The organism is Acrocarpospora macrocephala (assembly GCF_009687865.1).
Taxonomy (GTDB): Bacteria; Actinomycetota; Actinomycetes; order Streptosporangiales; family Streptosporangiaceae; genus Acrocarpospora; species Acrocarpospora macrocephala.
Genome location: NZ_BLAE01000019.1, coordinates 134,131 through 159,430 on the forward strand (window position 1 = coordinate 134,131; position 25,300 = coordinate 159,430).

Here is a 25,300-nt window from a genome sequence, read left to right on the forward strand (position 1 = left end):
ACATGCCAGCGGCCGACTCTCACTGACCGCTGGGGTCAGGCCCGATCCAGCCTGCCGCGCCCACACAAGCCTCGTTGCCTTCAGGGTCGGCCAGCACCCAGTGCGACGGTGCATAAGCATCGGACACCAGGCGGCCACCGGCGGCGATCGCCGCCGCTATCCGCGCCTCGGCCTGGTCGTACGGCACCCAGACGTCGACGTGGACCCGGTTGCGCTGCGGGCGCGGAGCGTCCATCTGCTGGAAGTAGAACGGCGCCCCGCGGCGGTGCGGATCGATCAGGTCTTCTGAGCTGTTCGCGCGATCCTCATAGCCGAGCAGAGCACGCCAGAACGGCACCACGTCGGAACCGGCAAGGGCATCAATGGTGACCTGGACAGTCTGCACAGCCGACGGATCCGCAGGGAGGTGCAGCGTGCGGGCCACTGCCGAGATCTGCCGGGCCAGCTCAACGTCCTGCTCGCTCAGCCCGTAGAAGTCCGCAATCGTGATCAGCCGTACGGTCACGCCCCCGTAGCGCACGTCAACGTCAGGATGACCACTCCCTACACCGGGCAGCTCACTGATCGCCTGCACGAACTTGGCCCCGGCCGTGAACGACCCGGTACGGAAGTAGGTGCACGCCCCCTCACCCAGCACACGCCAGTCCTCCAGGCCCGCGATCTCATGAAACTGCTGCGGCCTGATCCGGATGATTTTGTCCTCAACCTCAGTCATCTGGTCAGCGTAATCAGGCCCGACAATCTACGTTCCCTCAGCCCCCGACGGAAACTTTCCCGATGCCAACGACAGGATCGGCTGTTGGGGGCGGCGCCACCTGCTGCTGCCAAGTGATGGACGACGAGCGGTTTCCGTGCCAGAACAGGCGGGGAAGCGCGATCAACTGGCCTGTTCTGACGTTGTTCGACAAGGTCGATCTTGTCTTGGGGCAGTGCTGCCGGATCCGTCCGGTTTGCCTGCCCGATCCGCTCTCGCGTGCGGACGATGCCGGTCTCTAGGCTGATGACATGCCAGTCACTCGGGTCCACGTGCTCGTCCTCCCCGCGGTCAACGTGCTCGATCTGTCCGGACCGGTGCAGGTGCTGCACACCGCGAATCATCACGGCGGGCGGTACGAGATCGGGTTCGTGGCCTCGCGGCTTGAGGAGCGCTCGGCGCAGGGCCTGGCGCTGGCCGGCCTCGCCCCGCTCCCCGCTGTGGATTCCGGTGACGTCGTACTCGTTCCCGGACCGGACCTCACGCAGCGGCTCGACGTCGACGCGGAGACGATCGACTGGGTGCGTCGTGCGGACGTGGCCGGAGCGACGTTCGTGTCGATCTGCACGGGTGCCCTCGTCCTCGGCGATGCCGGCCTGCTCGATGGACGACGGTGCACGAGCCACTGGAGCGTGATCGAACCGATGCGCGAGCGCTACCCGGCCGCGCGCGTCGACGACTCCGTTCTCTTCGTCCGGGACGGGCACGTGGCAACGAGCGCGGGTGTCGCCTCCGGAATCGACCTCGCACTCGCCATCGTGGAGACGGACCTCGGCCCGACGGTCGCCGCCGCGGTTGCAAGAGAGCTTGTCGTCTACGTCCGGCGTAACGGATCCTCCGCGCCGCTCAGCCCGTTCCTCGACCGTCGCGACCACCTCGACCCCGTCGTTCACCGGGTCCAGCAGCTGCTCGCCGACGACTTCGCCTCGCCGCACACGCTGCCCGACCTCGCACGCGCCGCGCACGTATCGGTCCGCGCGCTCACCAACGCGTTCGTCGCCGCGACGGGCGTGACACCGCTGCAGTACCAGCAGGACCTCCGTCTCGGCCACGCGGAGACACTCCTTGTGACGACCGACCGGCCGATCGAGCAGATCGCCCACGACTGCGGGTACGGCGACGCGCGGCACTTCCGTCGCCTCTTCGCGCACCGGCACGGGGTGTCGCCACGCGCCTTCCGCGCAGCCACCTCCTGACCCGAACCCCGCACCGACCCGCTCGGGAGTCTCACCATGCCCTCGTTCCTGCCCCGCCTGACCCGGATCGTGCTCAGCGTTCTGCTCGCGGTGGCGATCCCCGCGGCCGCCCTCGCCGCCGGGTTCACGGTCACCATGGGCCGCGACTTCGCAGTCACGCACACCGACCGCGCCGTGCCCGCGCGCGCCCGCACCTACTCCACGGATCGGATCCCGGTCGCGGTGTTGCTCGGCGCGAACGGGTCGGTTGCCACCGACGTGCTCGGCCCGTACGACGTCCTGGCCGACTCGCCCCGCTTCGACGTGTTCACCGTCTCGGTTGGTACGGACCCGGTCGCACTCTCCGGCGGCCTCACCACCATCCCCGACCACACCGTCACCGACGTCCGCGACGGGACAGCCCCCGAGCCGCGGATCGTCGTCGTCCCCGCGTTCACCGACCCCTCCGGTGCCGACGAGGCGCCCCTGCGGGATCTGATCGAACACGTGCACGACACCGGCGGCCTCGTCGTCAGCATCTGCGCCGGCGCACGCGTGCTCGCCGAGACCGACGTCCTCAACGGCCGGCGTGCCACCTCGTTCTGGTCCGACATCGACGGGCTGCGCCGGTCGCACCCGGAGACGACCTGGATCGCCGGGACACGGTGGGTGCAGGACGGCGACGTGATGACCACCGCGGGTGTCAGCTCCGGGATCATCGGCGCCCTGCACCTGGTGCAACGGTTCGCCGGCGCGGACGAAGCAGCGCGGATCGGCGCCCGGGTCGACTACCCCGGATGGGATCCGTCAACCACCACCGCCCCGGCAATCCCCGCGCAGCGCGTTTCCCCGGCCGATTACCCGTACGCGCTGAACGCGACACTGCCGTGGTTCCAGCCGACCTATGGTCTCGGCCTCACCGACGGGGTGGACGAGATCGACGTCGCCGCCGCAGCCGACCTCTACGGCGGTACCGCATTCACCGCGCACATCATCCCGGTCGCCGAGCATCCGGTCGTCACCACCGCGCACGGCATGCGACTGCTCGCAACCCCCATCGATCACGTCGCGGGCCTCGACCGCCTCGTCGTGCCGGGCGTCGAACGGACCACCCTCGCCGTCGACGGGGCGGCGGTATTCCTGCCGCAGGCAGCCGCGCACCCCGGCGACTCCGGATTCGACCCGGTATTGCGAGACATCGCCCGTACCGACGGCCACGCCGTCGCCGCGACCGCCGCGAAGTACATCGAGTACCCCGTCCCAGCGCTGCCCGACGAGGCGCGGATCCAGTGGCGGATCCTCGGCCTGAGCGGCGCGGTGGTGCTGCTCGCCGTCCTCGGCGCGGCTGCACCCACCCTCGTCCGCCGCCTCGTACGGCGCCGCCGCCCGGCGACGGCCAACGCCCCGATGTGATGCCGCGCACAGCGAACTCGCTGGTTCGCCAGTTGGTCAGACATCGACGGCCAGGCGGACCGTCACCATGTCGCCTACCTCAAGCCCTTCGGCCTTCCGCACCCACGCCTTCACCGGAACGATGTACCGCCCATCTTTCGGGAACAGCGACGTCTTCCACCCGGTTCCCCCGATCTGCGCCGTGACCGGAATCATGCCCCAGCCGTAGGTCACGAGCCTGGAAGCCGCTTCCAGCTCACCGCACTCCTCTTCCGGAACGGTGATGAAATGCCACGGCGCCGGGCCTTTCCAGAACCACATCTCGCCGCCGAATTCCAGGTTCATTCGATCAGGATAGGAGCCAACCAGTTCCAGCAGACATGCTCACGTATCCAGTTGACCGGCACTCGTGGCTGTGTTCGACATCCGCTCATGCTGCGGAGCGTGAACGTCGCCTGGTTCGGAACAGTCCGGACTGTCAAGCATGTCCCGGGACACGACAACCTCGAACAGCGATGGGGCTGCCGAGGTAGGCCCTGCTGAATCACCGCCGGTTCGATCCCACCAACGTGAACGGGCGACGAGGGGGTAGGGGTCTGGTGTTTCCACTTTCACGAGGCGTTGTACGACATGGACGGTATGGGCGCCGCGTCGCGAGGTGTTCGGCGGCGTGCTGAGCAGACGCCGCCGTCGCGGGAGCGGTTCATCGATCTGCTGCGGGGGATCTCCATCCTCGCCGTAGTCCTCGGGCACTGGCTGGTGACGGTGGTCGGCTACGGCAAGGACGGCGAGTTGACCGCCCGGTCGGCGCTGCCGGACCTGCCATGGGCGCATCCCCTCACCTGGGTGGTGCAGGTAATGCCGGTGTTCTTCTTCGTCGGCGGGTACGCCAACGCGGTATCGCTGGCCGCCGAACGCCGGCGAGGCGGGAATGCGACTGAATGGCTGCTCAATCGGAGTGGCCGGTTGATCCGCCCGACCACCACCCTGGTGCTGGTCATGGCCGGTGGCGCGCTGGTCGCCCGCCTGTTCGATGCCGCCCCCGCCCGGGTTCGTCTGGTGGTGTGGTTCGCCTCGATTCCGCTGTGGTTCCTCGTGGCGTACCTGGTCGTGGTATTGCTGACCCCGGCGATGTACGCCCTGCACCGCCGATATGGCCTGGCGGTTCCGGTGGCGCTGACCGGCCTCGTCGCTGCCGGCGACCTCGCCCGCCTTCTCGGCGAGCCGTCCTGGGGCAACGGCAACTTCCTGTTCGGCTGGCTGGCCATCCACCAGATGGGGTTCGCCTGGTACGACGGTCGGCTGGCGCCCGGTATCCGCGCAGGGCTGCCGTTGCTGTTCGGCGGGTTCGGCGCGTCGCTGCTGCTCACGCTTGTCGGCCCGTACCCAGTCAGCATGATCAATGTGCCAGGGGAGCGGCTGCACAACATGGCACCTCCCAGCCTGGCCCTGCTGACGGTGGCCGCCGCCCAACTCGGGGCGGTGCTGCTGCTGCGTGACCGGGTTGAGCGGTGGCTGCGGCACTCGCGCGCGTGGATGGGGGTGGTCGCCGTCAATTCGGTGATCTTGACCATCTTCCTGTGGCATGTCAGCGCCGCGATCCTGCTCATAGGCGCACTGAATTTCGCGGGCGCTCTGCCCACTCCCAGCGTCGGCTCGGTGGCCTGGTACATCTGGCGGATCCCTTTGCTGATCATGAGCACTCTCATGCTCGCGCTGCTGGTCGCGACCTTCGGATCGATCGAGTTCCGTGGCGCCCGCCAGCAAGACCGGCACCCCCGCGGGATCCCGCACAGCCTGGTCCGAGCAGCGACCCGCCCGATGCCACGCCTGGCATTGGTCGTGGCCGGGTTCGTCTGCGTCACCTTGGGCATGCTCGGCAACAGTCTGCTGCCCAGTACGAGCCCCACCCTGTTCGGGTGGCCGACCCCAGCGCTGATCGCCTACCTCTCCGGCGCGGCGGCACTGCGATTCCTCCGAGCGACACCACTGGCCACAAGCCACCGATCGTAGGCGTCAACTGCCAGGAACAGCGCCACCTCCGGGTCTCCGGCGCGCGCCGTGAGCGTATGGGATCTCTCCGATATCGCACTCGGGGGTCACGATTTCCTGCCCCTGAGGATGGCTAGGCAACGTCCCGCTCTGATGCCACTGTTGTGGTAGCGAAAGGGGTGGGCACTGGACGACGTGGGCCATGAGGTGGTCTTCCCGTCATTGGTGCGGCCGGCAGGCGGTTTGACCCCCAGACGTGTTCCCATCGCGGCTAGCAACCGAGAGGGGGCAGGAGGCGCACTGACCGGCCGCCTGCGACAGACGCGTCTCAGCCCCTGATGTCTGTTTCCACGTTCCTCGGCGAGGCTCTTCCCGTTGGCGTCCTGTTCGGCGTATTTGTCGTACTTAGGGCCCTGATACTTCTCAGCGTGGCCCTGCCAGCCATTTGGTCCAGGTATGCCGTACGTCGCAGGGCTGCCCTTGAGGTTCTGCGCGTGCTCTCCAAGCGCGCTCCGGAGACGGAAGATCCGGGGCTTCCGCAGGAACGAGGTCCGTGAGGTGATGATCACGTCGGACCGCTACCGGCTTGGTGTCCGCGAACATGCGGCGCGGCCGGGCCACTGACCAGGGCCCAGCCACCGGTGGCGGCCTCAACGACTGGTCCTCGGGACCGGTTCATCGTCTTTGTACAGCTCCTGCTATTCGAACGTGTACGCGTACACGATCACCCGTGTGTGTCCGCGTCAGGGCGTTTCGGCGTCGTGTTGAGCGAGTCCTCACCTGGACGCTCAGCCTGCGGAGCTGGGCAGGAAGGCTGCGGCGGCGCTGGACAAGAGCGGGCCGAGGATCGCCAGGCCGGTCTGCAGTTCGGCCAGGAGATTGCGGTCGGCTCCCAGGAGTTGCTCCAGTTTGGCGCGGTCCTCTGCCCGGGTAAGGACCGTCGCGGCATCGTCGACGTCGGCGAGCGGCAGCAGGTCGTCGCACAGGCGGGTGGCTGCCTCCTGGAGTGCGGCGCGGGCCGGGCTGTATGCCAGGGCGACCAGCAGCGACCCGACACCCCCGAAGATCAGGACGACAGTACGGGACGGCAGCGGGACCGGGGTGGAGCCGAGCGCGAGCGTCGCCAGCGCCACCAGCGTGCCGACCGCCGCGAGCAGCCGCTGGAGCAGCCGTCGTAAGGCGATCAGAACAGCCACTCGCCTGCCAGGCCCGGGTTCCGGCAGGCGAGTCGCCCGCCGGATGCCGAGCATGGTCGCTACGGCGGGGAGCGCACCGGCGACGGCGATCACCGACAGCGCCCAGCCGCGCCCGCTCGCCGGCGCGGACGCGGACGCGGACAGAATCACGTTGAGAACCCCGAGCAGCAGCGCGACCAGGAAAAGGGCACCGACAGGCCGGATTAACTCGCGGACGCGCACTGCGCGCAGAGCTGTCAACTCTCTCCACCGCTCGAGGCCGTAGGCGAAGACAGTGCCGGAGGCGGCGGTGAGCGCCAGGGAGAGAGCAGCCCACACCTGCCACAACGGGGCGGTCTTCAAGGTGGAGCTCAGGACAATCACCAAGCCAAGCGCGAGAGCCACTCCGATGGCGACCGGTCGAATCACGAGCGCACCTCCCCGGCGGCACTAGGTCCGCCCAGGGCCACGTAATATTGATCTTCAAGTACCAGCTGCATGTGTCCTGAGCTGCGAACTGAGGTTATCTCAGCGGAATAGTTCGGTCAGCTGGGATTTCCCAGCACCTGGCCGAGTACTACCAGAAGACCCTGGGACGCCTGGGATACCGGGTCACCTTGATCCCGCCTGGTCCAGACCTCACCGGCGTTGCCGCTCTCACGCACCCGAAGGAACCGGCAGGCTGATAACCCCGCAGGTCAGCAGCCGCATGCCGTCGTCATTTCCGCGTTCAAACTGCTTGTTGATCGCATCCGTGATCGCTTTGTCCGCGCCGCGAACGGCGTGGTGGTTGGTGGCCAGCACGTTGCCTTTGTGGCGAAGATCGTGACCGATCGTGGCTCCACGGCAACCCCAACTACCAAGGCTGACAGTCCACTGGGGCCAAATCAGGCAGCTCGCTGTCGACGAGATCACCCGAGAACCAACCCAGCAGAAACTCCGCCATGGTCAGATCGATGACTCGCTCATCTGAATGGCGCGGCCAAATCGCCACCGGCCACCGATCAGGCTCCCCCTCGGTCAGCCAGCCCAGATGATCACCATCGATGGTGTTCCCCCACGGCAAGAAGCCACCAGGTTCCGGCCAGGCTGCAAACCGGTAGTCCGCCGGCCACTCTGCCCGGAAGGAGCGATAGCTATCACCGATTTCCCGCGCATGGATGCCCATGGTGGCCCCGTTTCCGTCCCGCCGGGCATCTGCCACTCCCAGATACTCGGAGAATGCGACCGACCCGTAGGCGTCGATGAGCGCCACATAGTCCGCTGGCAACCTTGTGCCCAGCTCAGCGAACAGCTCTTCCCAGCTTCCCAATGCAAACAGCGGGTCGGGGGGCGGAGGCACAAGAGCGATAAGCCGCTCAAGCGCTTTTTGATCATCCATGGGCCGACTGTAGCGAGTCGATCCGACATTCCAGCCTTCGGCGGGGACACTGCGGCTCCGGGACGGTCGCCGCGCCAGGCGTCCGGGCCGTTGAGGGCTGAGGTGGACGCCTGGCCGTCCCGACCGCCATCGATCCCGGGACCCAGGCCAAGGAAACCAGGGATGATCAGGTGGGTTCTCGGCAGCGCCGCGCATCCTTGGCCAGTTGGTGCTGAATGACTTGCGGGTACGGCTACGTTCTGCGCATGGAGATTCCCGAGCTAGCCGATCTGATCTGGCTCTTCGAGGGCCAGCCGAAACGGAACCACGAGGATCTCGAATGGCCCCTTGGGCTCCATTCCTTCAGCCTCAAGCGCGGCGCGACCGAGATTCTCTTTTCACTGGATCCGCTCGCGGGCGAGGCGTTCATCAGCCTTTTCGTTGATGTCGAGGAGGTCGCCATGCTCGGGAACCTGCGAAGGCTGGGGCGAGTGTCGGTTGAACGTGAACCGGACTACGAAGGGCTCACGCTGTGGTTTGATATCGACAGCCAGGTGCCGATCAAGATTCAGACGAAGCCGTCCATCAGAGTGAGCTGGTACCTGAAGAGACTCGGTGCGTGGTAATACAAGAGCCGTTACACCCAGGGTCAACCAATTGATCGTTTCACCATTGGCATGACATTAAGCCCGGTAACGAGAGGTCAGCCGCTCCTTACGCTTCGAAAGAACTATGATGGAAATATCATCCCCTGAACCCGAAGAACATGAGTTACTGAACACCGATGAGTGAAATCTACGAGAAATGGCTCAGGGAGTACATCCGGGTGGAGAAGGATCCTCGATCCTTGAGGACCCGGCCCTGTCCCAGCTGCGGTCAGCCGGCCCTTCGACTGCTGTTCGTCGTCCATAAGACGGATCGGTCGATCGGCTGGGCGAAATTCTGGTGCGACAACTGCAGGAAGGGAGTCTTCTTCTCCCGCGTGAGCGTGCCCGACTGGGGTGAACGCGTCACCATGGAGGAGCGCCGAGCCGTTCCCAGCGAAGAGTTGCCGGGATACGAAATCATCCCTCCCACGACCTATTCGGATTGACCGCGGCTCCGGCGCCTTTCTGTATGAAGAGCGCAATGCGTTGTCCTGCCTGGCGTCCGTGCTCGGCGCCAGTCACATCACGAACTCAGGGAGATGCGACGTCTCGGGCGTTGGAAGTCCAGCGTCCGAGACTCCGCGCATAAGCGACAGCCCTATGGGCCGGGTGGGGGCGTAAGTATCGAATGAGTTCCGATCCGCCGCCACACGCCGTGAGGTTCGCCAGGGATCTGTTCCTCTCCGTAGCTGAAAGTGGCCCGACCGTCACCGTCCCAAGTCATCTCAAAGACGCCGGGATGAGCGGTGACGCCCTTCACCCGCAGCCCTGGACGGAAGGGGCGCTCTGGAGCGGCCAGATCAGGAACGAACGTCTCCATCACGACCTTGCGGAACAGAGCCTGTCGCGGCTCGGAGAGCTTCTTCCAGTCTCGCTCGAATCGCGGCGTGGTCTCGAAGGTCGGCATCAGTCGTCCGCCGCCCCCAGCTTGTCCAGGTGAGCGAACATGTCCTCCGCGGACTCGTGCTTGGTCCCTCGCTCAAGCCTGATGTCCTCATCCGCCTCCCGCTCCCCCGCCAACCACTCCGGAGCAAAGAACCATGCCTGATCAGTGGGAATGGAGATGTAACCCCGCACAGTGATGGTGCCATCGTCCAGGACCGCGAACTCCACCTCATCACCCTCACCGATATGGAGTGCCTGGCGGACCTCCTCTGGCAGGGTGAGCTGCGACTTCGCGCGAACCTTTGCGCGAGCCCTCAACCGCGGCTCCTGCGGTACCTTGCCTGCGAGCGTCGCCACGACCCACCTCCATCACGCATTCGGATTCTCCGATAATCCGACTCTACCCGCACATGCAATCAGCTACGCATCTGCTCATGGCCTCCGTCTTGTTCCCCCAGGACGACCAAATGCACAAGCCATGCCTGCTACGCACCAACAGCGCAGAGCGGTCGCCCCCCATCCCGACTGCCAGTCGTCACGCACATCTTGCCTGTCGGGCGAGGTGGTGGGTTGGTGCCGCCAGCCATGGTCCTGGTCGTCGGGGCCGGGCGCGGTCGCTGGTTGCGGAGAGACGCAGGCGCCGGTGACGGGGTCGCAGTAGCCGTCGGAGGGTACGGCGATGATGTCGAGGGTCATGGTCATGCCTCCGGAGATGCCGGGGACTCGGTGCGGGAGTTCCAGGCGGTGGCGATGGCGTCGCGGTAGCCCTGGACGGTGGCGGCGCCGGGAATGCCGTAGCGGTGGTCCAGGACGGTGAAGGGTACGCCGTTGGCGCGCCCGCCGACCTCCGAGATGATCATCAAGATTGCTGCCGATGACTTCGGCAGACCCGTCCGGGACCTTGGCAACGGCTGGTGGTGGGTGGAGTAGATGCAGCGTCGTCGTGGATCTTGCAGCGTGCCCAACGCGTACCTGAGAACGGTCGGCTTACGAGCAGCTGCAACTAACCTTTTCGTGACCGGTTGTAGGCGGCCATCGTGTGGAACAGGGCTTTGGGGCGCCATTTTGTTTCGTCGAGCATTTTGACTACGCCGTAGGAGGCGATGTCGGCTTCGTTGGTGAGGTTGAAGGCGGCGAAGGTGAACCACAGAGCGGTGTCTATGGATTCTTGTTCGAAGATGGCCATCAGTTCGGTGTAGTAGGTGGTCTGCTCGGACTCGTCGGGTACGGCGTTCGCGGGGGGTTGCCAGGCCATGCCACCCAGGTCGGAGGCGCCCTGGTAGGCGCAGGTGCCGAATTCCAGAACGGCTACCGGTTTTCCGTGTTCGTGGTGGGCTCGTGTCTCCGATGGGAAGGTCTCGGCGTTGTAGCCGGCCCGGTAGGCGTCTACGCCGACGACGTCGAAGGGGGTCCAGTCGATGAATTCCCAGGGACCCGAGGCGTACGTGATCGGACCGTTGAAGTGCGCGCGGGAGGTGGTGGCTGCCTGAGCCAGGAAATCGTTGAGGGTTTCCAGGACCGGGCCGAGGGACTGCCACCAGCTGAGGTCGGCGGTCGCCATGGTCTGCATGCGGTCCTGGAAGGTGGCGCCGGGGATGAAGCCGCTGCCGAAAGCGCTGATCTCGCAGCCGGTGACGAGAGAGATCCGGGCGCCGGACCGGCGGATGGACTCGGCGCGTTGGGCGCAGTCCGCGAAAAGGGACAACATCTCGTCGGGCGGGAGATCCACAGGGAAGGGGGCGAACCAGATTTCGAGGCCGGCGGCGGCCGCGAGTTCGGCGGTGAGAGTCAGCCGGTCGGGTTCTCTGCCGGAGATGCGGATGGCGTCGCAGTGGAGTTCGCCGGCGATGACGTCGATGTCGTGTTGCACGGATCGCGGGTCGAAATGCCTGCGGCTGAAGCTGTCACCGGGAAGGAAGCCGGTGTCGTAGTTGATCCCCCGAGCGCGCATGGTCATCGTCCTTCCGGTTGGTCCAAACCGTGTTCTAGGAGGTTGAAGGCGAGTTCGACGTCGGAACCGAGCTTGCCCCCCGCCTCGGCGAGCGAGGCCCCTGCCACCAGGCGGCGGTAGAACGTTTCCTGAATGGTCAGGATCGAGGCGGTTATCTGGGCTGCCATCAGGGTGGCCGTCAGTTCGTCGTGGTCCTGGGCGAGTACGTGGGCCAGGGCTTGGCGTTGGCGGTAGTGCAACTCGTTGGCGGCGCTGGAGAGGGCGGGGTTGTCGAAGATCACTCGCATCCGAGTGATGAGCGCCTCCCGGGCCTGGTCCTGCTGCTTCCTCGCACCTTCGTCCTGATCAAGGCAATCGTCACCTTCTCGAATGCCGTCGCGACCATGTTCCTGGGCCAGGTAGTGCGTGCGAAGAGCGGTGAGGGGCGACTGGCCGGTCGGCCTGCTGGAGACGATCTGGGCCAGATCGTCTTCGGCCACGCCTTGAAGGACAAGCGATTCCTTGCTCGGGAAGTACTTGAACAAGGTCACTTTGGCAACCTCGGCGGTGGCGGCGATCTCGTTGATCGTGACGGCGTCGTAGCCCCGTTCCGCGAACAGGCGCAGGGCCACCTCAGCAATCCGCTGCCGCGTTTGCTCCTTCTTACGCTCCCTCAATCCCGCCACAAGCCAAACTTAAAGACAAACCGGGTTCAAAAGCAAACCGGGTTCACTTTTCCAGCGCGGATAGAACCAGACGCGATCGTTTGCGACGGAGACCACGCCGCGTGTGGCGCCCTGGGAGTCGCTGGCGACGAACCGCGACAGCTGTTCCCACTCCAGTCGCGGTCGAACATGTCCGATGGCCGCGGGGAACCGAGGTCACTACATCCAGGTCGGCCCGCGCCGACCGACCTGGACGCCCGCAGTCCGAAGAATCTCGGAGACCGATGCGTGGTGGACCTCGCCAAGGATGCCGACCTGCTGCTGGCTGAGGCGACCTATTAGTACAGGGCGCGGATGCTCCCGCCGTCGACTCCCCATACCGCGCCGGTCACGAAAGCCGACAGCGGGCTGGCGAGGAAGACCATGACGTTGGCGACCTCCTCGGGCGTGCCGAGGCGCTGGAGGGGTAGCTGGCGCAGCTTCATCTCGTGCTCGACCGCCGCCATCGGCTCCATGCCGTGCAGTTCGGCGAGGGTGTCCGCGAAGCCGCCCGGCTTGGTCCAGAACGGGGTCCAGATGGGGCCGGGGGCGACCGCGTTGACGCGGATGTGCGGGCCTTCGGCGCGGGACAGGCCCTTGGTGACGGCGAGGACGGCGGCCTTGGAGGCGGCGTAGTCGATCGGCTGGGTCTCCGGCTGGCGGGCCAGGTCGGAGGCGTTGTTGACGATCGCCGGGGAGTTCCGCGAGGCGCGCAGGTGGGGCAGGGCGGTCCGGGAGACCCGTACGTAGCTCATGAAGTTGAGGTTCATGGTGTGCAGCCACTCGTCGTCGGTGAGCTGCTCGAAGGTGCGGACGGAGCCGGTGCCGACGTTGTTGATGAGGATGTCCAGGCCGCCCAGGGCGTCGAGCGCGCCGGTGACCGCGCTCTCGCAGCCGTCCAGGGTGGACAGGTCGGCGCGGACCGAACGCAGGGTGCCGGGGCGGTCCTTGGTCTCGGTCTCCAGCTGGTCGAGCAGGCCCGCGTCGTGGTCGGCGGCGACCACGTCGGCCCCTTCCGTGAGCATCGCGCGGACGGTCGCCGCGCCGATGCCGGAGGCGCCGCCGGTGACCAGGACCTTCCGTCCCTCGAGGTTCGTCTGCATTGTCACTCCACTTTCGTTGGTTCGAGTCAGATGTCGGCGGCGATGTACTTGGTCTCCAGGAACTCGTGGATCCCGTCGAACCCGCCTTCCCGACCGAGCCCGCTCTGCTTGAAGCCGCCGAACGGCGCCGCGGGGTCGGAGAGCACGCCCCGGTTGAGGGCGACCATGCCGGAGTCGAGCCGCTCCGCGATCTGGAGCCCGCGGCGGAAGTCCCCGGTGTAGACGTAGCTGATCAGCCCGTACGGCGTCGCGTTGGCCCTGGCCACCGCCTCGTCGTCGGAGTCGAACACCACGATGGGGGCGACCGGCCCGAAGATCTCCACGTCCAGGATGTCGGCGTCCGGTGCGATTCCGGCGAGGACCGTCGGCGGGTAGAACGCCCCGGGTCCGTCGAGGATCGTGCCGCCGGTCACCGGCCGAGCGCCGGCACCGACCGCCTGGTCGACCAGGTCGGCGACCTTGCCGCGCTCGGTGGTGGAGACGAGCGAGCCGATCTGGTTGGCCGGGTCGAGGCCGGAGCCCACCTTCAGGGCGGCCATCGCGCGGGCGAACTCCGCGGTGAACTCGTCGGCGACGGAGCCGTGCACGTAGAAGCGGTTGGCGGCGGTGCAGGCCGCGCCGCCGTTGCGGAGCTTGGCGACCATCGCCCCCGCCACGGCGGCCCGGACGTCGGCGTCGGCGAGCACCAGGAAGGGCGCGTTGCCGCCGAGCTCCATCAAGGTGCGCACCACCTGGTCGGCGGCCTCGTGCAGCAGGACCCGCCCGACCTCGGTGGACCCGGTGAAGGAGAGGTTGGTGACGCGGGGGTCGTGCAGCATCTCCCGCACCCGCTGGGCGGTGGGCGCCGCGACGACCACGTTGACCACGCCGCCGGGGACCCCGGCGCGGGCCAGGACGTCGGCGATGGCGAGCGCCGTCAGCGGGGTCTCGGTGGCCGGTTTGAGCACCACCGAGCAGCCCGCCGCGAGCGCGGGGCCGATCTTGCGGGTGGCCATCGCCGCCGGGAAGTTCCACGGCGTGATGAGCAGGGACACCCCGATCGGCTGATGGGTGACGATGATGCGCTTGTCGCCGCCGGGCGCGAGCCGGTAGTCGCCCTTGATCCGGACGGCCTCCTCGGCGAACCAGCGGAAGAACTCGGCGGCGTACACCACCTCGGACTTGGCGTCGGCGAATACCTTGCCGTTCTCCCTGACGATGAGCCGGGCGATCTCGTCCGCCTCGTCCGTCATCAGCTCGTACGCGCGACGCAGGATCTCGGCGCGTTCCCTGGGCGCGCGGGCGGCCCACGGCCCGAGGGCGGCGGCGGCCGCGTCGACCGCCTGGGCGCACTCACGCTCGCCGGCCACGGCGACCTCGGTGATCGTCTCGCCCAGCGCGGGGTCCTGCACCGGCAGCGTGGCAGTCCCGGCTACCCATTCGCCGCCGATGAACAGTTCGGATCTGATTTTCACGAATTCTCCACGTTCGGGTAGGTGGGCTTGGCCCGCGCGTACCGGACCGGCCAGGGCAGGTCGGCCCCGACCGCCGCGGCGGCGGCCAGCGGCCAGCGCGGGTTGCGGAGCATGGCCCGGCCGATGAAGACGGCGTCGGCCGCGCCCGAGGCGAGCACGGTCTCGGCCTGCTCCGGGTCGGTGATCCTGCCCACGGCGGCGGTGCGGACGCCCGCGTCCCGGCGCACCGCCTCGGCCAGGTCGCTCTGGTACGTGCCGTCGGCCGGGATGGCGGCGTCGGGGACGAGCCCGCCCGAGGAGCAGTCGACGAGGTCGACGCCGAGGGCGGCCAGCCGCCTGGCCAGCTCGATCGACGACTCCGGGTCCCAGCCGCCGGGCACCCAGTCGGTGACCGAGAGGCGGACCAGCAGGGGGCGGTCCTGCGGCCACGCCTCGCGGACGGCGGCGACGACCGCCAGGGGGTAGCGGACCCGGTTGTCGTACGAGCCGCCGTACCGGTCCGCGCGCAGGTTGGTCAGCGGGGAGAGGAACTCGTGCAGCAGGTAGCCGTGGGCGGCGTGGATCTCGATCACGTCGAATCCGGCGTGCGCGGCGCGTTCCGCGGCGGCGGCGAAGGCGTCGCGCACGGCGTCGAGGTCACCCTCGGTCATCTCCCTGGGGGCCGGGAGGTCGCCGTACGGGACGGCGGACGGCCCGACGGTCGGCCAGCCGCCGTCGGCGTACGGCACCCACCGCTCGCCGGTCCACGGCGGCGAGGTGGACGCCTTCCGCCCGGCGTGGGCGAGTTGGAGGCCGATGGGCGTGCCCTGGTCGTGGACGAAGCGGACGATCCGCGCCCACGCCTCGGTCTGCTCGTCGGTCCAGATGCCCGCGCAGTACGGGCTGATCCGGCCCTCGGGGGTGACCCCGGTGGACTCGGCGACGATCAGCCCGGTGCCGCCGGTCGCCAGGCCGCCCAGATGGACCAGGTGCCAGTCCGACACCAGGCCGTCCACGGCCGCGTACTGGCACATCGGGGACACCCAGGCGCGGTTGCGGAAGGTCGTGCCGCGGATGGTGAGCGGCGTGAACATCAGGCTCACCGGCGGCCTCCGTCCGGGCTGAGCATGACCTTGGCGTGCGCGGTGGCGTCCCTGGCCGCCTCCAGGGCGGCGGCGCAGTCCTCGAAGGCGAACACGTCGGACACCAGGGGTTCCAGGTTGAGGCCGGTGCGGTCGAGCAGCCGGAGCGTGGGCTCCCAGATGTGCGGCGGCGCGCCGGTGGACGACAGCAGCCGCAGGTTCCTGTTCTGGATCTGGTGCAGGGACACCTGGTCGGCGCGCCGGTGCGCCAGTCCCATGAACAGCACCCGGGCGTCCTGCGCGGTGACCTCGAGGGCCGCGGCCTGGGCCGCGGGCGCGCCGGACGCCTCGACGACCAGGTCGGCGCCGCACCCGCCCAGCGCGTCCAGGACGGCGGCGGCCGTGTCGTCGCCCGCCTCGACGCAGTGGTCCGCGCCGAGCCGGGCCGCGACGCCCAGCCGGTGCGGGCTGCGGTCGACGGCGACGACCCGGGCGCCGAGACTGCGGGTCAGGCCCACCATCGACAGGCCGATGGCGCCGCATCCGAAGATCGCCACGGTGTGCCCGGCGTCCACCCCGCCGGCCGTGCGCAGGGCTTGCAGGCAGCAGGCCAGGGGTTCGACCAGGGCGGCGCGCAGCGAGGACACGGCGGGGGGCACGGCGAAGCACATCGCCTCGGGGACCAGGAAGGTGTCGGCCATGGCGCCGTCGGTGGACACCCCGAACCAGATGTTGCCGCCGAGCGCGCCGTGCCCGATCACCCGGTCGCCCGGCCGGAAGCGGGCGGCGGCGGGACCGGCCGCGACGACCACGCCGGACCACTCGTGGCCGAGCACGTGCGGGAAGGTCACCTCGAAACTCGGGTCCATCTCGCCGAAGATCTGCTCGAGGTCGGACCCGCAGATGCCGACGTACTCGGGGCGGACGCGCAGCGCGGCGCCCTCGACCGGCGGGACGGGCAGCAGGTCGCAGCTGACCGTCAGGCCGCCGTCCCGCCGGTGCACCACCACGGCCCTGCGCCTGGCGGAGGTATCGGAGATCGTCATGGGCTCAGTGCACGATCAGGCCGCCGTCGACGACGAGCTGCGCCCCGGTGATGAAGGACGCCTCGTCGGAGGCGAGGAACAGGGCGGCGCTGGCCACCTCGTCGGCTCGGCCCGCCCGGCCGAGGGGCGTCTGCCGTACCAGCTCGGCCGAGATCTCCGGGTCCTGGGCGTCGGTCATCGGCGTGGTGATCAGGCCGGGGTGCACCGAGTTGACCCGGATGCCGTCGGCGGCGTAGGACATGGCCGCGTTCTTGGTCATCACCGTCACGGCGCCCTTGGCCGCCTGGTACGCCGAGACTCCGGCCGAGCCGATCAGCCCCCACGCGGAGGACATGTTGACCACGGCCCCGGCGCGGGCCTGCCGCATCACGGGGATCACCGAGCGCATTCCGTAGAAGACGCCGGTCTGGTTGACGGCCACGATGCGGTGCCAGTCGTCCAGGTCGATCTCGGTCAGCGAGTCGTAGGAGCCGACGAAACCGGCGCAGTTGAAGAGCACGTCGATCCGCCCGTGCCGGTCGGCGATCTCGGCGACCAGCGTGCCCCAGGAGTTCAGGTCGGCGACGTCGAGCCTGCGGTGGAAGGTGCGGCCGTCGTCGCGAGGGTCCGCCGCGATGTCGGCGGCGTACACGACGGCGCCCTCGGCGGCGAACCGCTCGGCGGTGGCCGCGCCGATGCCGCTGGCGGCGCCGGTGACAATGGCGATCTTGTCAGTGAGTCGCATGGTTCAGGCCCTTCCGTCCGCCGCGTCGAACTGGCGGGCCGCCGTGGCGTACGCCGCCGGGACGGCGCTCTCCAGCGGGAGCACCCGGTAGGTCTCGGAGAGGATCTCCACGCCCCACGGCCCCGCCCAGCCGAGGTCCCGCAGCAGGTTGATGAATTCGACGACCCGGAAGTCGCCCTGGCCGCAGAGCCGCCGCCGCAGCACGGTGTCGGTGTATCCGTCGCCGACCTGCTGCGCGGCGCCGTCGTCGAGCTCGACGCCCTTGACCAGGCCGAGCGGCAGGCGGGCGAGCTCCTCGAAGGTGGCGGCCCCGCGCTCGACGTGCCACAGGTCGACCATCAGGCCCCCGGCCGGGTGCCCGGCCGTCGTCACCAGCTCGACCGCGCAGGCCAGGGTGTTGATGTTGGAGAACGGCATGAACTCCACCGCCACGGTGGTCCCGGCCTGGGCGAACGCTTCGCAGACCCGGTGGAACCCGGCGGCGTAGCGATCCAGGTCGAAGGGGCCGCCGCCGATGTCGGGGCCGATCTTGACGTGGTGCGGCGCCAGTGCCTCGGACGCCTCCAGCAGCAGCGCCAGGACCCGGTCCGACTCGGCGCGCTCGCCGTCATCCAGCCACCAGTCGGTCAGGAACTCCAGCTCCACGTGGCGGATGCCGTTGTCATCGAGGATCTTGCGCACCGTCGGCAGGTCCGACGTGCGGAGGAACTCCTCCAGGTCGATGTGCATCAGCCCGAACCCGGTGAATCCCGCGCGGGCCGCCTGCTCGATCCTGGCCGGCAGCGGGATCGGGCTGGCGTCCCTGCCGGGCAGCGGAACGGCGTCACCGGCCGTGGTCCAGCAGGTGGCCAGCAGATCGTGGTAGGTCATGTCGGCTCCTAGTACGGGTTCGCGACGAAGAGGTCCTGCGCCGGGAACAGGGTGATGACCTTCGCCCCCGCGGAGGTCACCACGACCTCCTCCTCGATGCGGGCGGCCGACCTGCCGTCGGTCGCCGGGCAGTAGGTCTCCAGCGCGAAGACCATGCCCTCCTCGATCCGGACCGGATGCTCGATCGAGTTGAGCCGCGAGATGATCGGCCGCTCGTGCAGGCCGAGGCCGAGTCCGTGCCCGAACTGCAGGCCGAACGCGTCCATCTCGGAGGCGAAGCCGAACTCCTGCGCGGTCGGCCAGGCCCGGGCGATCTCGTCGGTCCAGGTGCCGGGCTTGACCAGCTCGATCGCGGCGTCGATCCACTCGCGGGCCTTGGTGTACGCGTCCCGCTGCGCCGGAGTCGAGGAGCCGACGTTCAGCGTGCGGTAGTAGCAGGTGCGGTAGCCGTTGTAGGACTGAATGATGTCGAAGAAGCAGGTGTCCCCCGGCCGGATGATCCGGTCGGTGAAGTTGTGCGGGTGCGGGTTGCACCGCTCGCCGGAGACCGCGTTGATCGCCTCGACGTCGTCGGAGCCCATCTGGTAGAGGTACGCGTTGGCCAGCGCCACCAGGTCGTTCTCCCGGACGCCCGGCTTGAGCGCGTCGGCGATCCGCTGGTAGACGCCGTCCACCATGGCCGCCGCCTGGTTGAGCAGCAGCACCTCGTCGATGCTCTTGATCTGCCGGGCCTCCAGCATGACCTGCTGGCAGTCGGCCACGGTCAGGCCCGCCTCCTGCATCGCCAGCAGCAGCGGCGGCTCGGCGATGTCCACGCCGACCGGGGCGTCCTGCTGGCCGGCCTCGACGAGCAGGTCGCGGATCTCCTGGACGGCGCGGGTGAACAGGCCGACCTCCGGGGCCACCGCGCCGCGCAGGCCGACCATGCCGGCCCGGCAGTTCTCCGGCAGCAGCCACGGGGCGTACAGCTTGTGGTGCTTGGCCGCCGAGCCGAAGTCCCACAGGACGGGCTCGCGGCCCCGGACCAGCAGGGCGTACCTGGTCATCTTGTCCCGCGACCACTCGCCGATCACGGAACCGGTCAGGTAGCGGATGTTGTTCACGTCGAAGACGAGCATGGCGCCCAGATCGGAGGCCTCCAGGGCGGCGCGGGCGCGGGCCAGGCGGTAGTCGCGCAGCCGGGCGAAGTCCACCCGGGTCTCGAAGTCGACGCCCATGTGGCCGGGCGCGCCGATGGCGTTCGGGTCGAGGGTGGCGGGTGTGGTGGTCATTCGATATCCCCTTGCTCTGTACGCAGGTCGAGGTCGGCGGCGCGGGCCTGGACGGCGAGCAGCGACAGGAAGTCCTCCTCGCCGTGGCCCTGCGCGATGGCGGAGACCAGCAGCGTGCGGACCATCGCGACGAGCGGCAGCGGGACCTGCCCGGCCGTCGCCTCGGTCAGGCCCAGGTCGACGTCCTTGAGCAGCAGCCGGGACGTGAACGTCGGCGTCAGATCCATCCGGCGGACGGCGTCGGTCTTGTAGCGGGTGAAGGCGGAGCCGACCACGCTCTCGTTGAGGAAGTCCAGCAGCGCGCCACGATCGACGCCGAGCCGCTCGCACAGCACGACGACCTCGGCCAGTCCCTGGGTGGTCACGGCGAGCAGCAGGTTGTGGCAGATCTTCAGCAGCCGGGCCTCGTCGGCCTCGCCTGCGTAGGTGGCCGCGCGCCCGATCGCCTCCAGCACGCCCCGCGCCCGCTCGTACGCCTCCCGGGACCCCGAGCACACGAACGACGCGGTGCCCGCCTCGATCGCCGACGGGTTGCCGCTGACCGGCGCGGACAGGAACGGCACCCCCACCTCGGCCGCCGCCTCCCGCACCCGGCGCGAGGACGCGACCGACACCGTGGAGGTGTCGACCAGCACGAACGGGCGGACCGGCGCGGCCAGCAGCCGCCCCACCACCTCCTCCAGGTCGGCGGACGCCGCCAGGCTGGTGACGGTCACCGGGCAGGCGGCCGCCTCCCCCAGCTCAGTGGCGATCCGCGCGCCCGCCACCCGCAGCGGCTCGGCCTTCTCCGGCGTACGGTTCCACACCGCCACCGGCTGACCGGCCAGCAGCAACCGCCGGACCATCGCGGCGCCCATCCGCCCGGCGCCGATCCAGCCGACCTCGATCTTCTTCACGTGGCTCACGCGGAGTCCTCCCCCTGGAGATCCGACAGGTCGATGACGAGTTTGGGTCTGGCCCGCCCGGCCTCGCGCATCCGCTCGAACGCCTGGCGCGCATCGGCGACCGGGAGCACCTGCTCGATCAGCGCGGTGGGGGTGACCGCCCCGCTGGCGATCAGGCGCAGCGCCCGGGGCATCAGGTCCACCCCGCCGAGCACGCCGGAGAGCCGGAGCCCCTTGGTGACGAAGGCCGCCAGGTCGACCCCGTCGACCGGCCTGCCGGGGATGCCGACCTGGAGGATCCGCCCGGCGATGCCGGCGATCCGGGTCAGCACCGGGCCGATCGCGGCCGACCCGGTGGCCTCGATCACGATCTGGTAGGCGCCCTCGGGCGCGTCGTCCGGCGTCCAGACCGCGCGGGCGCCGAGCTCGCGCGCCGCCGCCAGGCCCGCCGGGTCGATGCCCACGACGTCGACCGGGCAGTGCATCGCCACGCCGACCTGCACGGCGAGCAGGCCGAGCGTGCCGGTGCCGAGCACGGCGACGGCCTCCCCCGGCTGGGCGGCGGCCTGCTCGAAGGCGTTGAGCACGGTCACCAGCGGCTCGGCCAGCAGCGCGTGCGCGGTCTCCACCGTCGCGGGAACGACGTGCACGTTGGACGCGGGGATCCGCAGGTAGCGCGCCGCCGCACCGGGCACGCTCCCCCGGACGCCGAGCTCGTATCGGTTGGGGCACAGGTTGTAGTGGCCGCCGCGGCAGGTCAGGCACTGGCCGCAGGACAGGAACGGTTCGCCCACCACCCGCTCGCCGACCAGGTCGGCGGGGACCGAAGGCCCGACCGCGACGACCTCACCGGCCCACTCGTGGCCGAACCTGATCGGGAAGTGGGTGAGACCGCCCACCACGTACGCGCTGCTGCCGTCGAGCAGGTGCACGTCGGTGCCGCAAACGCCCAGGTACCGGACCAGGACCAGGACCTCACCCTCCGCCGGCGACGGCACGGGCACGCGCTCCACCGCCAGGACCCCGGGGGCGGTGAACACCAGGGCCGGCATCGTGCCGGTTGGCCACTGACCTGCGCTCACGCCATCTTCCTTCCGCCCGAGAACCGGTGCTGGGAAAGCCACCCGACAAGCAGCGCGGCCAGGATGATCGCCCCGTACGCGGCGTTGATCCAGAACGAGGGCACATTGGAGAGCGTGAGGATGTTCTGGATCACACCGAGCAGGATCACGCCAAGACCGGCGCCGATCAGGTTGCCCCGGCCGCCGTTCAGGCTGATCCCGCCGATGACGGCGGCGGCGAACACCGTGAAGATCAGGCCGTCGCCCTGGTTGGCGGTCACCGACGCGATCCGGCCGGTCAGCATCAGCCCGGCGAGGGCGGCCAGCAGGCTGCCGAACACCAGCACGCCGATGGTCAGCCGGGTGGTGCGGATCCCGGCGGCCCGCGCCGCCTCCAGGTTGCCGCCCATCGCGTAGATGCTCCGGCCGGTCGGCGTGAACTTCATGAACACGTACGCGGCGGCGAAGGCGAGCACGAAGATCCACGCCTGCACCGGGAGGCCGAGGATGACGCCGTCGCCCAGGTAGGTCATGGCCCGCGGCAGCACCGCGTAGGTCTGCCCGCCGGACAGGCCGATGGTCAGGCCCTGCAGCAGGATCAGCATGGCGAGCGTCACGATGAACGCGTTGAGCTTCATCTTGGCGATCATCAGCCCGTTGGCCAGGCCGATCAGCAGCACCGCCGGGATCGTGATCAGCAGGCCCACCCCGAACGGCAGGCCGACCCCGTTGTCGGCGGCGCTGGAGACCAGCACGGCCAGCAGCATCGGCGCGAAGCCCACGGTCGACTGCAACGACAGGTCGAAGTAGCCGCCGATCAGGATGAGGCTCTCGGCGATCACCAGCACGCCGAGCACGGCCGAGGTGGTGATGATGTTGTCGATGATGTTGGTGGTGGTGAGGAAGGCGGGGTTCACCACGGCGCCCACGATCACCGCGAGGACGATGATGGGCAGCAGGGTGAGCACGACGGGGTCGACGGACCTGCGCCCGCGCCGCGAAGCGTGCGACGGCGGCCCGCCCACCGCGGCTCTCTCGGGCGCCAGCTTCTTCGGTGATAGTGCACTCACTGTGAATCTTCCTCTCCAGGCAGGCGCCGGTCCGGTACGGCGCCGCCGCCCTGCACGGCCGCGGCGATCATGCCTTCGGTGAAGGGGTGCCGCAGTTCCGCCGACACCTCCCCGTGGACCATGACGACGACCCGGTCGCAGACCTCCAGGTCCGCGTCGTCGGACGTCACGATCAGTACCGCCCGCCCGTCCCGCCGGAGCGCCTCGATCGTGCCGTAGATCGAGTTCTTCGCCGACACGTCCACCCCGGCGGTGGGGTTGACCAGGACCAGCACCTTCGGGTCCGTGGCCACCGAGCGGGCCAGCACGACCTTCTGCTGGTTGCCGCCGCTGAGCTCCTCGGTGAGCTGGGCGGCGCCGTACGCCTTGATGTTCCACTCGTCGGCGAGCCGCGAGTAGAACGCGTCCCGCCGCCCCCCGCTGATCAGCCGGAACCGGTTGGCGAACCGCGACATGATGGTCAGCGTCGCGTTCTCCGCCACGCTGAGCGCGGGCACGTACCCGCTGATGTGCCGGTCCTCAGGGGTGAACCCGATGCCGGCCTGGAGGCAGCCGCGGATGTCGCCGAGCGGCAGCGGCCTGCCGTCCAGGGTGACGGTGCCCGCCTCGATCGGGCGCTGGCCGGTGAGCACCTCGGCGAGCTGCATGTGCCCGGCGCCGTCCAGGCCGGTCAGGCCGACGCACTCGCCCGGCCGCAGGCCGAGGTCGACGCCGTTGAGCTTGGGGGCGGTGACGCCGGCGGCGACCAGGACGGGCGGGCGGGACAGGCCGGGCGCGCTCTCGCGCCGGCCTGCCACCGCCGGGCCCGCGGCCGCCTCGCCGACCATGGCGTCGACCAGGTCGGGCACGGTCATCCGGGTGAGCTGGTCGGTCAGCACCAGCCGGCCGTCGCGCAGCACGCTGACGGAGTCGCAGACCTCGAAGATCTCGTGCAGGTGGTGCGAGACATAGATGATCGTCACACCCCGGGCGCGGGCCTTCTCGATGTGGCCGAACAGGCGCTGCGAGGCGCCCCGGTCCAGACCGGCGGTCGGCTCGTCGAGCAGCAGCACCCGCGGCCCCTGGGAGAGCACCCGGCAGATCTCGACGACCTTCCGTTCGAGCGGCTCCAGCTGCTCGACCGGCGTGTCGGCCAGGTCGGCGTACTCCCATTCGGCGAGCAGCTCGGTGGCCTGGCGGGTCACCTCCGGCCAGCGGATGAGCCCGGCCCGCGACCGCGGGAACCTGGCCAGCGCGATGTTCTCGGCCGCGGTGGCGGCGGGGATCAGCGTGCTGCGCTGGTACACGCACCCGACGGTCGAGGCACCGGCGTCCGCGTCGTCGGCGAGCACGCGGACCGATCCGCTGTCCGGCTCGGTGAGGCCGGTGAGGATCGACATGAGCGTCGACTTGCCCGCCCCGTTCTTGCCGATCAGCGCGCGCGACTCGCCCCGGTTGACGGTGAGGGACACCTGGGACAGCGCCTGCGTGGGGCCGAACGCCTTGGACACCTGGTCGACCACGATGGCCTGTGGCATTGCTCCGCACCCTCCTTCCTTGGGTTCTGGATCATCCCCGGTGGCGCGCCGCCTGGGCGGGCACGCCACCGGACATCACCGGGAGGGGGGTCAGCCGTTGCCCCACAGGCTCGCGTCGTCCACGTTCTCCTTGGTCACCGTGGGCGAGGGCAGCAGATCCTGAAGGGACTCACCGGCCTGGACGATCGTGCTGTTGTGGTCGGTGGGGCCTGGCTGGTAGGCCTTCCCCGCCATCGCGTCCTTGATGTACTGGATGCCGTACTTGGCGTAGAGGTCCAGCGGCTGCGAGATGACCGCGTCCAAGGTGCCCTCCCGCACCGCGTCCAGGGCGGCCTTCGAGCCGTCGATGCCGACGCTGACGATGTGGCCGGGCTCGCCGACCTTGGTCAGCTTGCCCTGGGTGCGCAGCGTCTGCTGCACGCCGGCCAGGCAGACCGACTCGCTGCCCATGAACACGCCGTCGATCTTCTCGGTGCTCAGCACCGTCTGCGCCTGGGTGGCGCACTCGTCCGGCTTCCAGTTCATCGGCTTGGAGATGACCTTGACGCCGGGGAACTGCTCGGCCATGCAGGTGGTGAAGCCCTTGCTGCGATCCTGGCCGTTCGAGGTGGCCAGGTCGCCCTGCAGGTCCAGTACGGTGCCCGCACCGTTGATCTGCTTGCCCATGTACTCGCAGGCGGCCTTGCCCATGTACACGTTGTCGGCGCGGACCACCATGTAGATCTTGCCCGCCTCGGCGCCGAGGTCGACCGACACCACGGGAACGTTCTTGCTGTTGGCCCGGGTGATGGCCGGGACGACGGCCTTGCTGTCGACCGGGACCACGATCAGGCCCTTGACGCCGCGGCCGAGCAGGGTCGTGATGTCGGCGTTCTGCTTGGCCGCGTCGCCGTCGGCGTTGACCGCGGGCAGCAGGTTGACGCCGCCTGCCTTGGCCTGGTCGGTGAGCTGCTTGACCAGCTGCACCTGGAAGGCGTCGGTGAGGAACGACTCGGAGTAGCCGACCTCGCCGCCCGCGTCGGCGCCCGGCGCCGCGCTGGTGTCGCCGGTTCCGGATTCCGTGCTCGAACAGGAGGTCAGGGTGAGGGCGGTGGCCGCGAAAAGGGTCAGTACACGACTGGCCTTCTTGCTGTGGTATGACATGGAGTCCTGCTTTGCGTGGGTGGTGATGTCGTTCTTCGTGTACTGACCGTTTGTGGAAGGACGGCCACATGAGGGCGCTCCC

The 25,300-nt window shown here is 69.1% G+C and carries 27 protein-coding genes; 5 read left to right on the forward strand and 22 right to left on the reverse strand.

The window, feature by feature from the left end; genetic code table 11:
- Positions 1-19: 19 nt before the first annotated feature.
- Entirely contained in the window at positions 20-715 is a 696-nt protein-coding gene (locus tag Amac_RS18585) for a 4a-hydroxytetrahydrobiopterin dehydratase (protein ID WP_155355637.1), read from the reverse strand.
- Between the two features lie 290 nt (positions 716-1,005).
- Here Amac_RS18585 and Amac_RS18590 point away from each other — a divergent pair, with 290 nt between their 5' ends.
- Both Amac_RS18590 and Amac_RS18595 read left to right on the forward strand, forming a co-directional pair.
- Positions 1,006-1,950, forward strand: coding sequence for a GlxA family transcriptional regulator (locus Amac_RS18590; protein ID WP_155355638.1), 945 nt, complete (start codon positions 1,006-1,008; stop codon positions 1,948-1,950).
- 36 nt (positions 1,951-1,986) lie between these two features.
- Positions 1,987-3,342 (forward strand): DJ-1/PfpI family protein, encoded by a 1,356-nt coding sequence (locus Amac_RS18595; RefSeq protein ID WP_218041152.1) that lies wholly within the window; start codon positions 1,987-1,989, stop codon positions 3,340-3,342.
- 36 nt (positions 3,343-3,378) lie between these two features.
- On the opposite strand, the gene Amac_RS18600 is transcribed toward Amac_RS18595, so the two are convergent.
- Positions 3,379-3,666, reverse strand: coding sequence for a DUF1905 domain-containing protein (locus tag Amac_RS18600; protein WP_155355639.1), 288 nt, complete (start codon positions 3,664-3,666; stop codon positions 3,379-3,381).
- A gap of 285 nt (positions 3,667-3,951) precedes the next feature.
- Between Amac_RS18600 and Amac_RS18605 the strand changes: the two genes are divergently transcribed.
- Entirely contained in the window at positions 3,952-5,334 is a 1,383-nt protein-coding gene (locus Amac_RS18605) for an acyltransferase family protein (RefSeq protein ID WP_246268450.1), read from the forward strand.
- A 767-nt stretch (positions 5,335-6,101) separates the two neighbouring features.
- Here Amac_RS18605 and Amac_RS18610 read toward each other — a convergent pair.
- The 3 genes from Amac_RS18610 to Amac_RS18620 all read right to left on the reverse strand — a co-directional run bounded on the left by Amac_RS18610 (position 6,102) and on the right by Amac_RS18620 (position 7,869).
- Positions 6,102-6,917: a hypothetical protein gene (locus Amac_RS18610; protein ID WP_155355640.1), complete on the reverse strand. Its 816-nt coding sequence runs from the start codon at positions 6,915-6,917 to the stop codon at positions 6,102-6,104.
- A gap of 228 nt (positions 6,918-7,145) precedes the next feature.
- Complete coding sequence (locus Amac_RS18615) at positions 7,146-7,292, reverse strand: hypothetical protein (protein ID WP_155355641.1); 147 nt, start codon at positions 7,290-7,292, stop codon at positions 7,146-7,148.
- 52 nt (positions 7,293-7,344) lie between these two features.
- Entirely contained in the window at positions 7,345-7,869 is a 525-nt protein-coding gene (locus Amac_RS18620) for an SMI1/KNR4 family protein (protein ID WP_170322553.1), read from the reverse strand.
- Positions 7,870-8,114: 245 nt separating this feature from the next.
- On the opposite strand from Amac_RS18620, the gene Amac_RS18625 reads away from it, so the two are divergent.
- The gene (locus Amac_RS18625; protein ID WP_155355643.1) at positions 8,115-8,474 is read left to right on the forward strand and encodes a hypothetical protein; all 360 of its coding nucleotides are present in this window, start codon (positions 8,115-8,117) and stop codon (positions 8,472-8,474) included.
- A 158-nt stretch (positions 8,475-8,632) separates the two neighbouring features.
- Entirely contained in the window at positions 8,633-8,941 is a 309-nt protein-coding gene (locus Amac_RS18630; RefSeq protein ID WP_155355644.1) for a hypothetical protein, read from the forward strand.
- Positions 8,942-9,093: 152 nt separating this feature from the next.
- Here the strand turns inward: Amac_RS18630 and Amac_RS18635 are convergent, their stop codons facing one another.
- The 17 genes from Amac_RS18635 to Amac_RS18715 form a co-directional block, all read right to left on the reverse strand.
- Positions 9,094-9,402: a hypothetical protein gene (locus Amac_RS18635; protein ID WP_174900186.1), complete on the reverse strand. Its 309-nt coding sequence runs from the start codon at positions 9,400-9,402 to the stop codon at positions 9,094-9,096.
- The gene (locus Amac_RS18640; RefSeq protein ID WP_246268452.1) at positions 9,402-9,737 is read right to left on the reverse strand and encodes an AbrB/MazE/SpoVT family DNA-binding domain-containing protein; all 336 of its coding nucleotides are present in this window, start codon (positions 9,735-9,737) and stop codon (positions 9,402-9,404) included. The genes Amac_RS18635 and Amac_RS18640 overlap by 1 nt, the downstream gene beginning before the upstream one ends.
- 341 nt (positions 9,738-10,078) lie before the next feature.
- Positions 10,079-10,240: a hypothetical protein gene (locus tag Amac_RS18645; RefSeq protein ID WP_155355645.1), complete on the reverse strand. Its 162-nt coding sequence runs from the start codon at positions 10,238-10,240 to the stop codon at positions 10,079-10,081.
- A gap of 143 nt (positions 10,241-10,383) precedes the next feature.
- The gene (locus Amac_RS18650; protein ID WP_155355646.1) at positions 10,384-11,331 is read right to left on the reverse strand and encodes a glycoside hydrolase family 113 protein; all 948 of its coding nucleotides are present in this window, start codon (positions 11,329-11,331) and stop codon (positions 10,384-10,386) included.
- 2 nt (positions 11,332-11,333) lie between these two features.
- Positions 11,334-11,942 (reverse strand): helix-turn-helix domain-containing protein, encoded by a 609-nt coding sequence (locus Amac_RS18655; protein ID WP_246268454.1) that lies wholly within the window; start codon positions 11,940-11,942, stop codon positions 11,334-11,336.
- A 371-nt stretch (positions 11,943-12,313) separates the two neighbouring features.
- Entirely contained in the window at positions 12,314-13,117 is an 804-nt protein-coding gene (locus tag Amac_RS18660; protein WP_155355648.1) for an SDR family NAD(P)-dependent oxidoreductase, read from the reverse strand.
- Between the two features lie 26 nt (positions 13,118-13,143).
- The gene (locus Amac_RS18665) at positions 13,144-14,571 is read right to left on the reverse strand and encodes an NAD-dependent succinate-semialdehyde dehydrogenase (protein WP_307729733.1); all 1,428 of its coding nucleotides are present in this window, start codon (positions 14,569-14,571) and stop codon (positions 13,144-13,146) included.
- The gene (locus Amac_RS18670; RefSeq protein WP_307729735.1) at positions 14,568-15,644 is read right to left on the reverse strand and encodes an NADH:flavin oxidoreductase/NADH oxidase; all 1,077 of its coding nucleotides are present in this window, start codon (positions 15,642-15,644) and stop codon (positions 14,568-14,570) included. Before Amac_RS18670 ends, Amac_RS18665 begins: the two co-directional genes overlap by 4 nt.
- Before the next feature lie 5 nt (positions 15,645-15,649).
- Positions 15,650-16,678 carry a zinc-dependent alcohol dehydrogenase gene (locus tag Amac_RS18675; RefSeq protein ID WP_155355650.1) on the reverse strand — a complete coding sequence of 343 codons (1,029 nt, stop codon included), beginning with the start codon at positions 16,676-16,678 and terminating at the stop codon, positions 15,650-15,652.
- Between the two features lie 4 nt (positions 16,679-16,682).
- Positions 16,683-17,402 (reverse strand): SDR family NAD(P)-dependent oxidoreductase, encoded by a 720-nt coding sequence (locus tag Amac_RS18680; RefSeq protein ID WP_155355651.1) that lies wholly within the window; start codon positions 17,400-17,402, stop codon positions 16,683-16,685.
- A 3-nt stretch (positions 17,403-17,405) separates the two neighbouring features.
- On the reverse strand, positions 17,406-18,272 hold the full coding sequence (locus tag Amac_RS18685; protein WP_155355652.1) for a sugar phosphate isomerase/epimerase family protein: 867 nt from the start codon (positions 18,270-18,272) through the stop codon (positions 17,406-17,408).
- 8 nt (positions 18,273-18,280) lie between these two features.
- Positions 18,281-19,543 carry a M24 family peptidase gene (locus tag Amac_RS18690; RefSeq protein ID WP_155355653.1) on the reverse strand — a complete coding sequence of 421 codons (1,263 nt, stop codon included), beginning with the start codon at positions 19,541-19,543 and terminating at the stop codon, positions 18,281-18,283.
- The gene (locus Amac_RS18695; RefSeq protein WP_218041153.1) at positions 19,540-20,448 is read right to left on the reverse strand and encodes an NAD(P)-dependent oxidoreductase; all 909 of its coding nucleotides are present in this window, start codon (positions 20,446-20,448) and stop codon (positions 19,540-19,542) included. The genes Amac_RS18690 and Amac_RS18695 overlap by 4 nt, the downstream gene beginning before the upstream one ends.
- Complete coding sequence (locus Amac_RS18700; RefSeq protein WP_155355654.1) at positions 20,445-21,509, reverse strand: zinc-dependent alcohol dehydrogenase; 1,065 nt, start codon at positions 21,507-21,509, stop codon at positions 20,445-20,447. Before Amac_RS18700 ends, Amac_RS18695 begins: the two co-directional genes overlap by 4 nt.
- Positions 21,506-22,558: an ABC transporter permease gene (locus Amac_RS18705; protein WP_246268455.1), complete on the reverse strand. Its 1,053-nt coding sequence runs from the start codon at positions 22,556-22,558 to the stop codon at positions 21,506-21,508. Before Amac_RS18705 ends, Amac_RS18700 begins: the two co-directional genes overlap by 4 nt.
- Positions 22,555-24,075 (reverse strand): sugar ABC transporter ATP-binding protein, encoded by a 1,521-nt coding sequence (locus tag Amac_RS18710; RefSeq protein WP_155355655.1) that lies wholly within the window; start codon positions 24,073-24,075, stop codon positions 22,555-22,557. Before Amac_RS18710 ends, Amac_RS18705 begins: the two co-directional genes overlap by 4 nt.
- Before the next feature lie 90 nt (positions 24,076-24,165).
- Entirely contained in the window at positions 24,166-25,218 is a 1,053-nt protein-coding gene (locus tag Amac_RS18715) for a sugar ABC transporter substrate-binding protein (protein ID WP_155355656.1), read from the reverse strand.
- Positions 25,219-25,300: the final 82 nt, after the last annotated feature.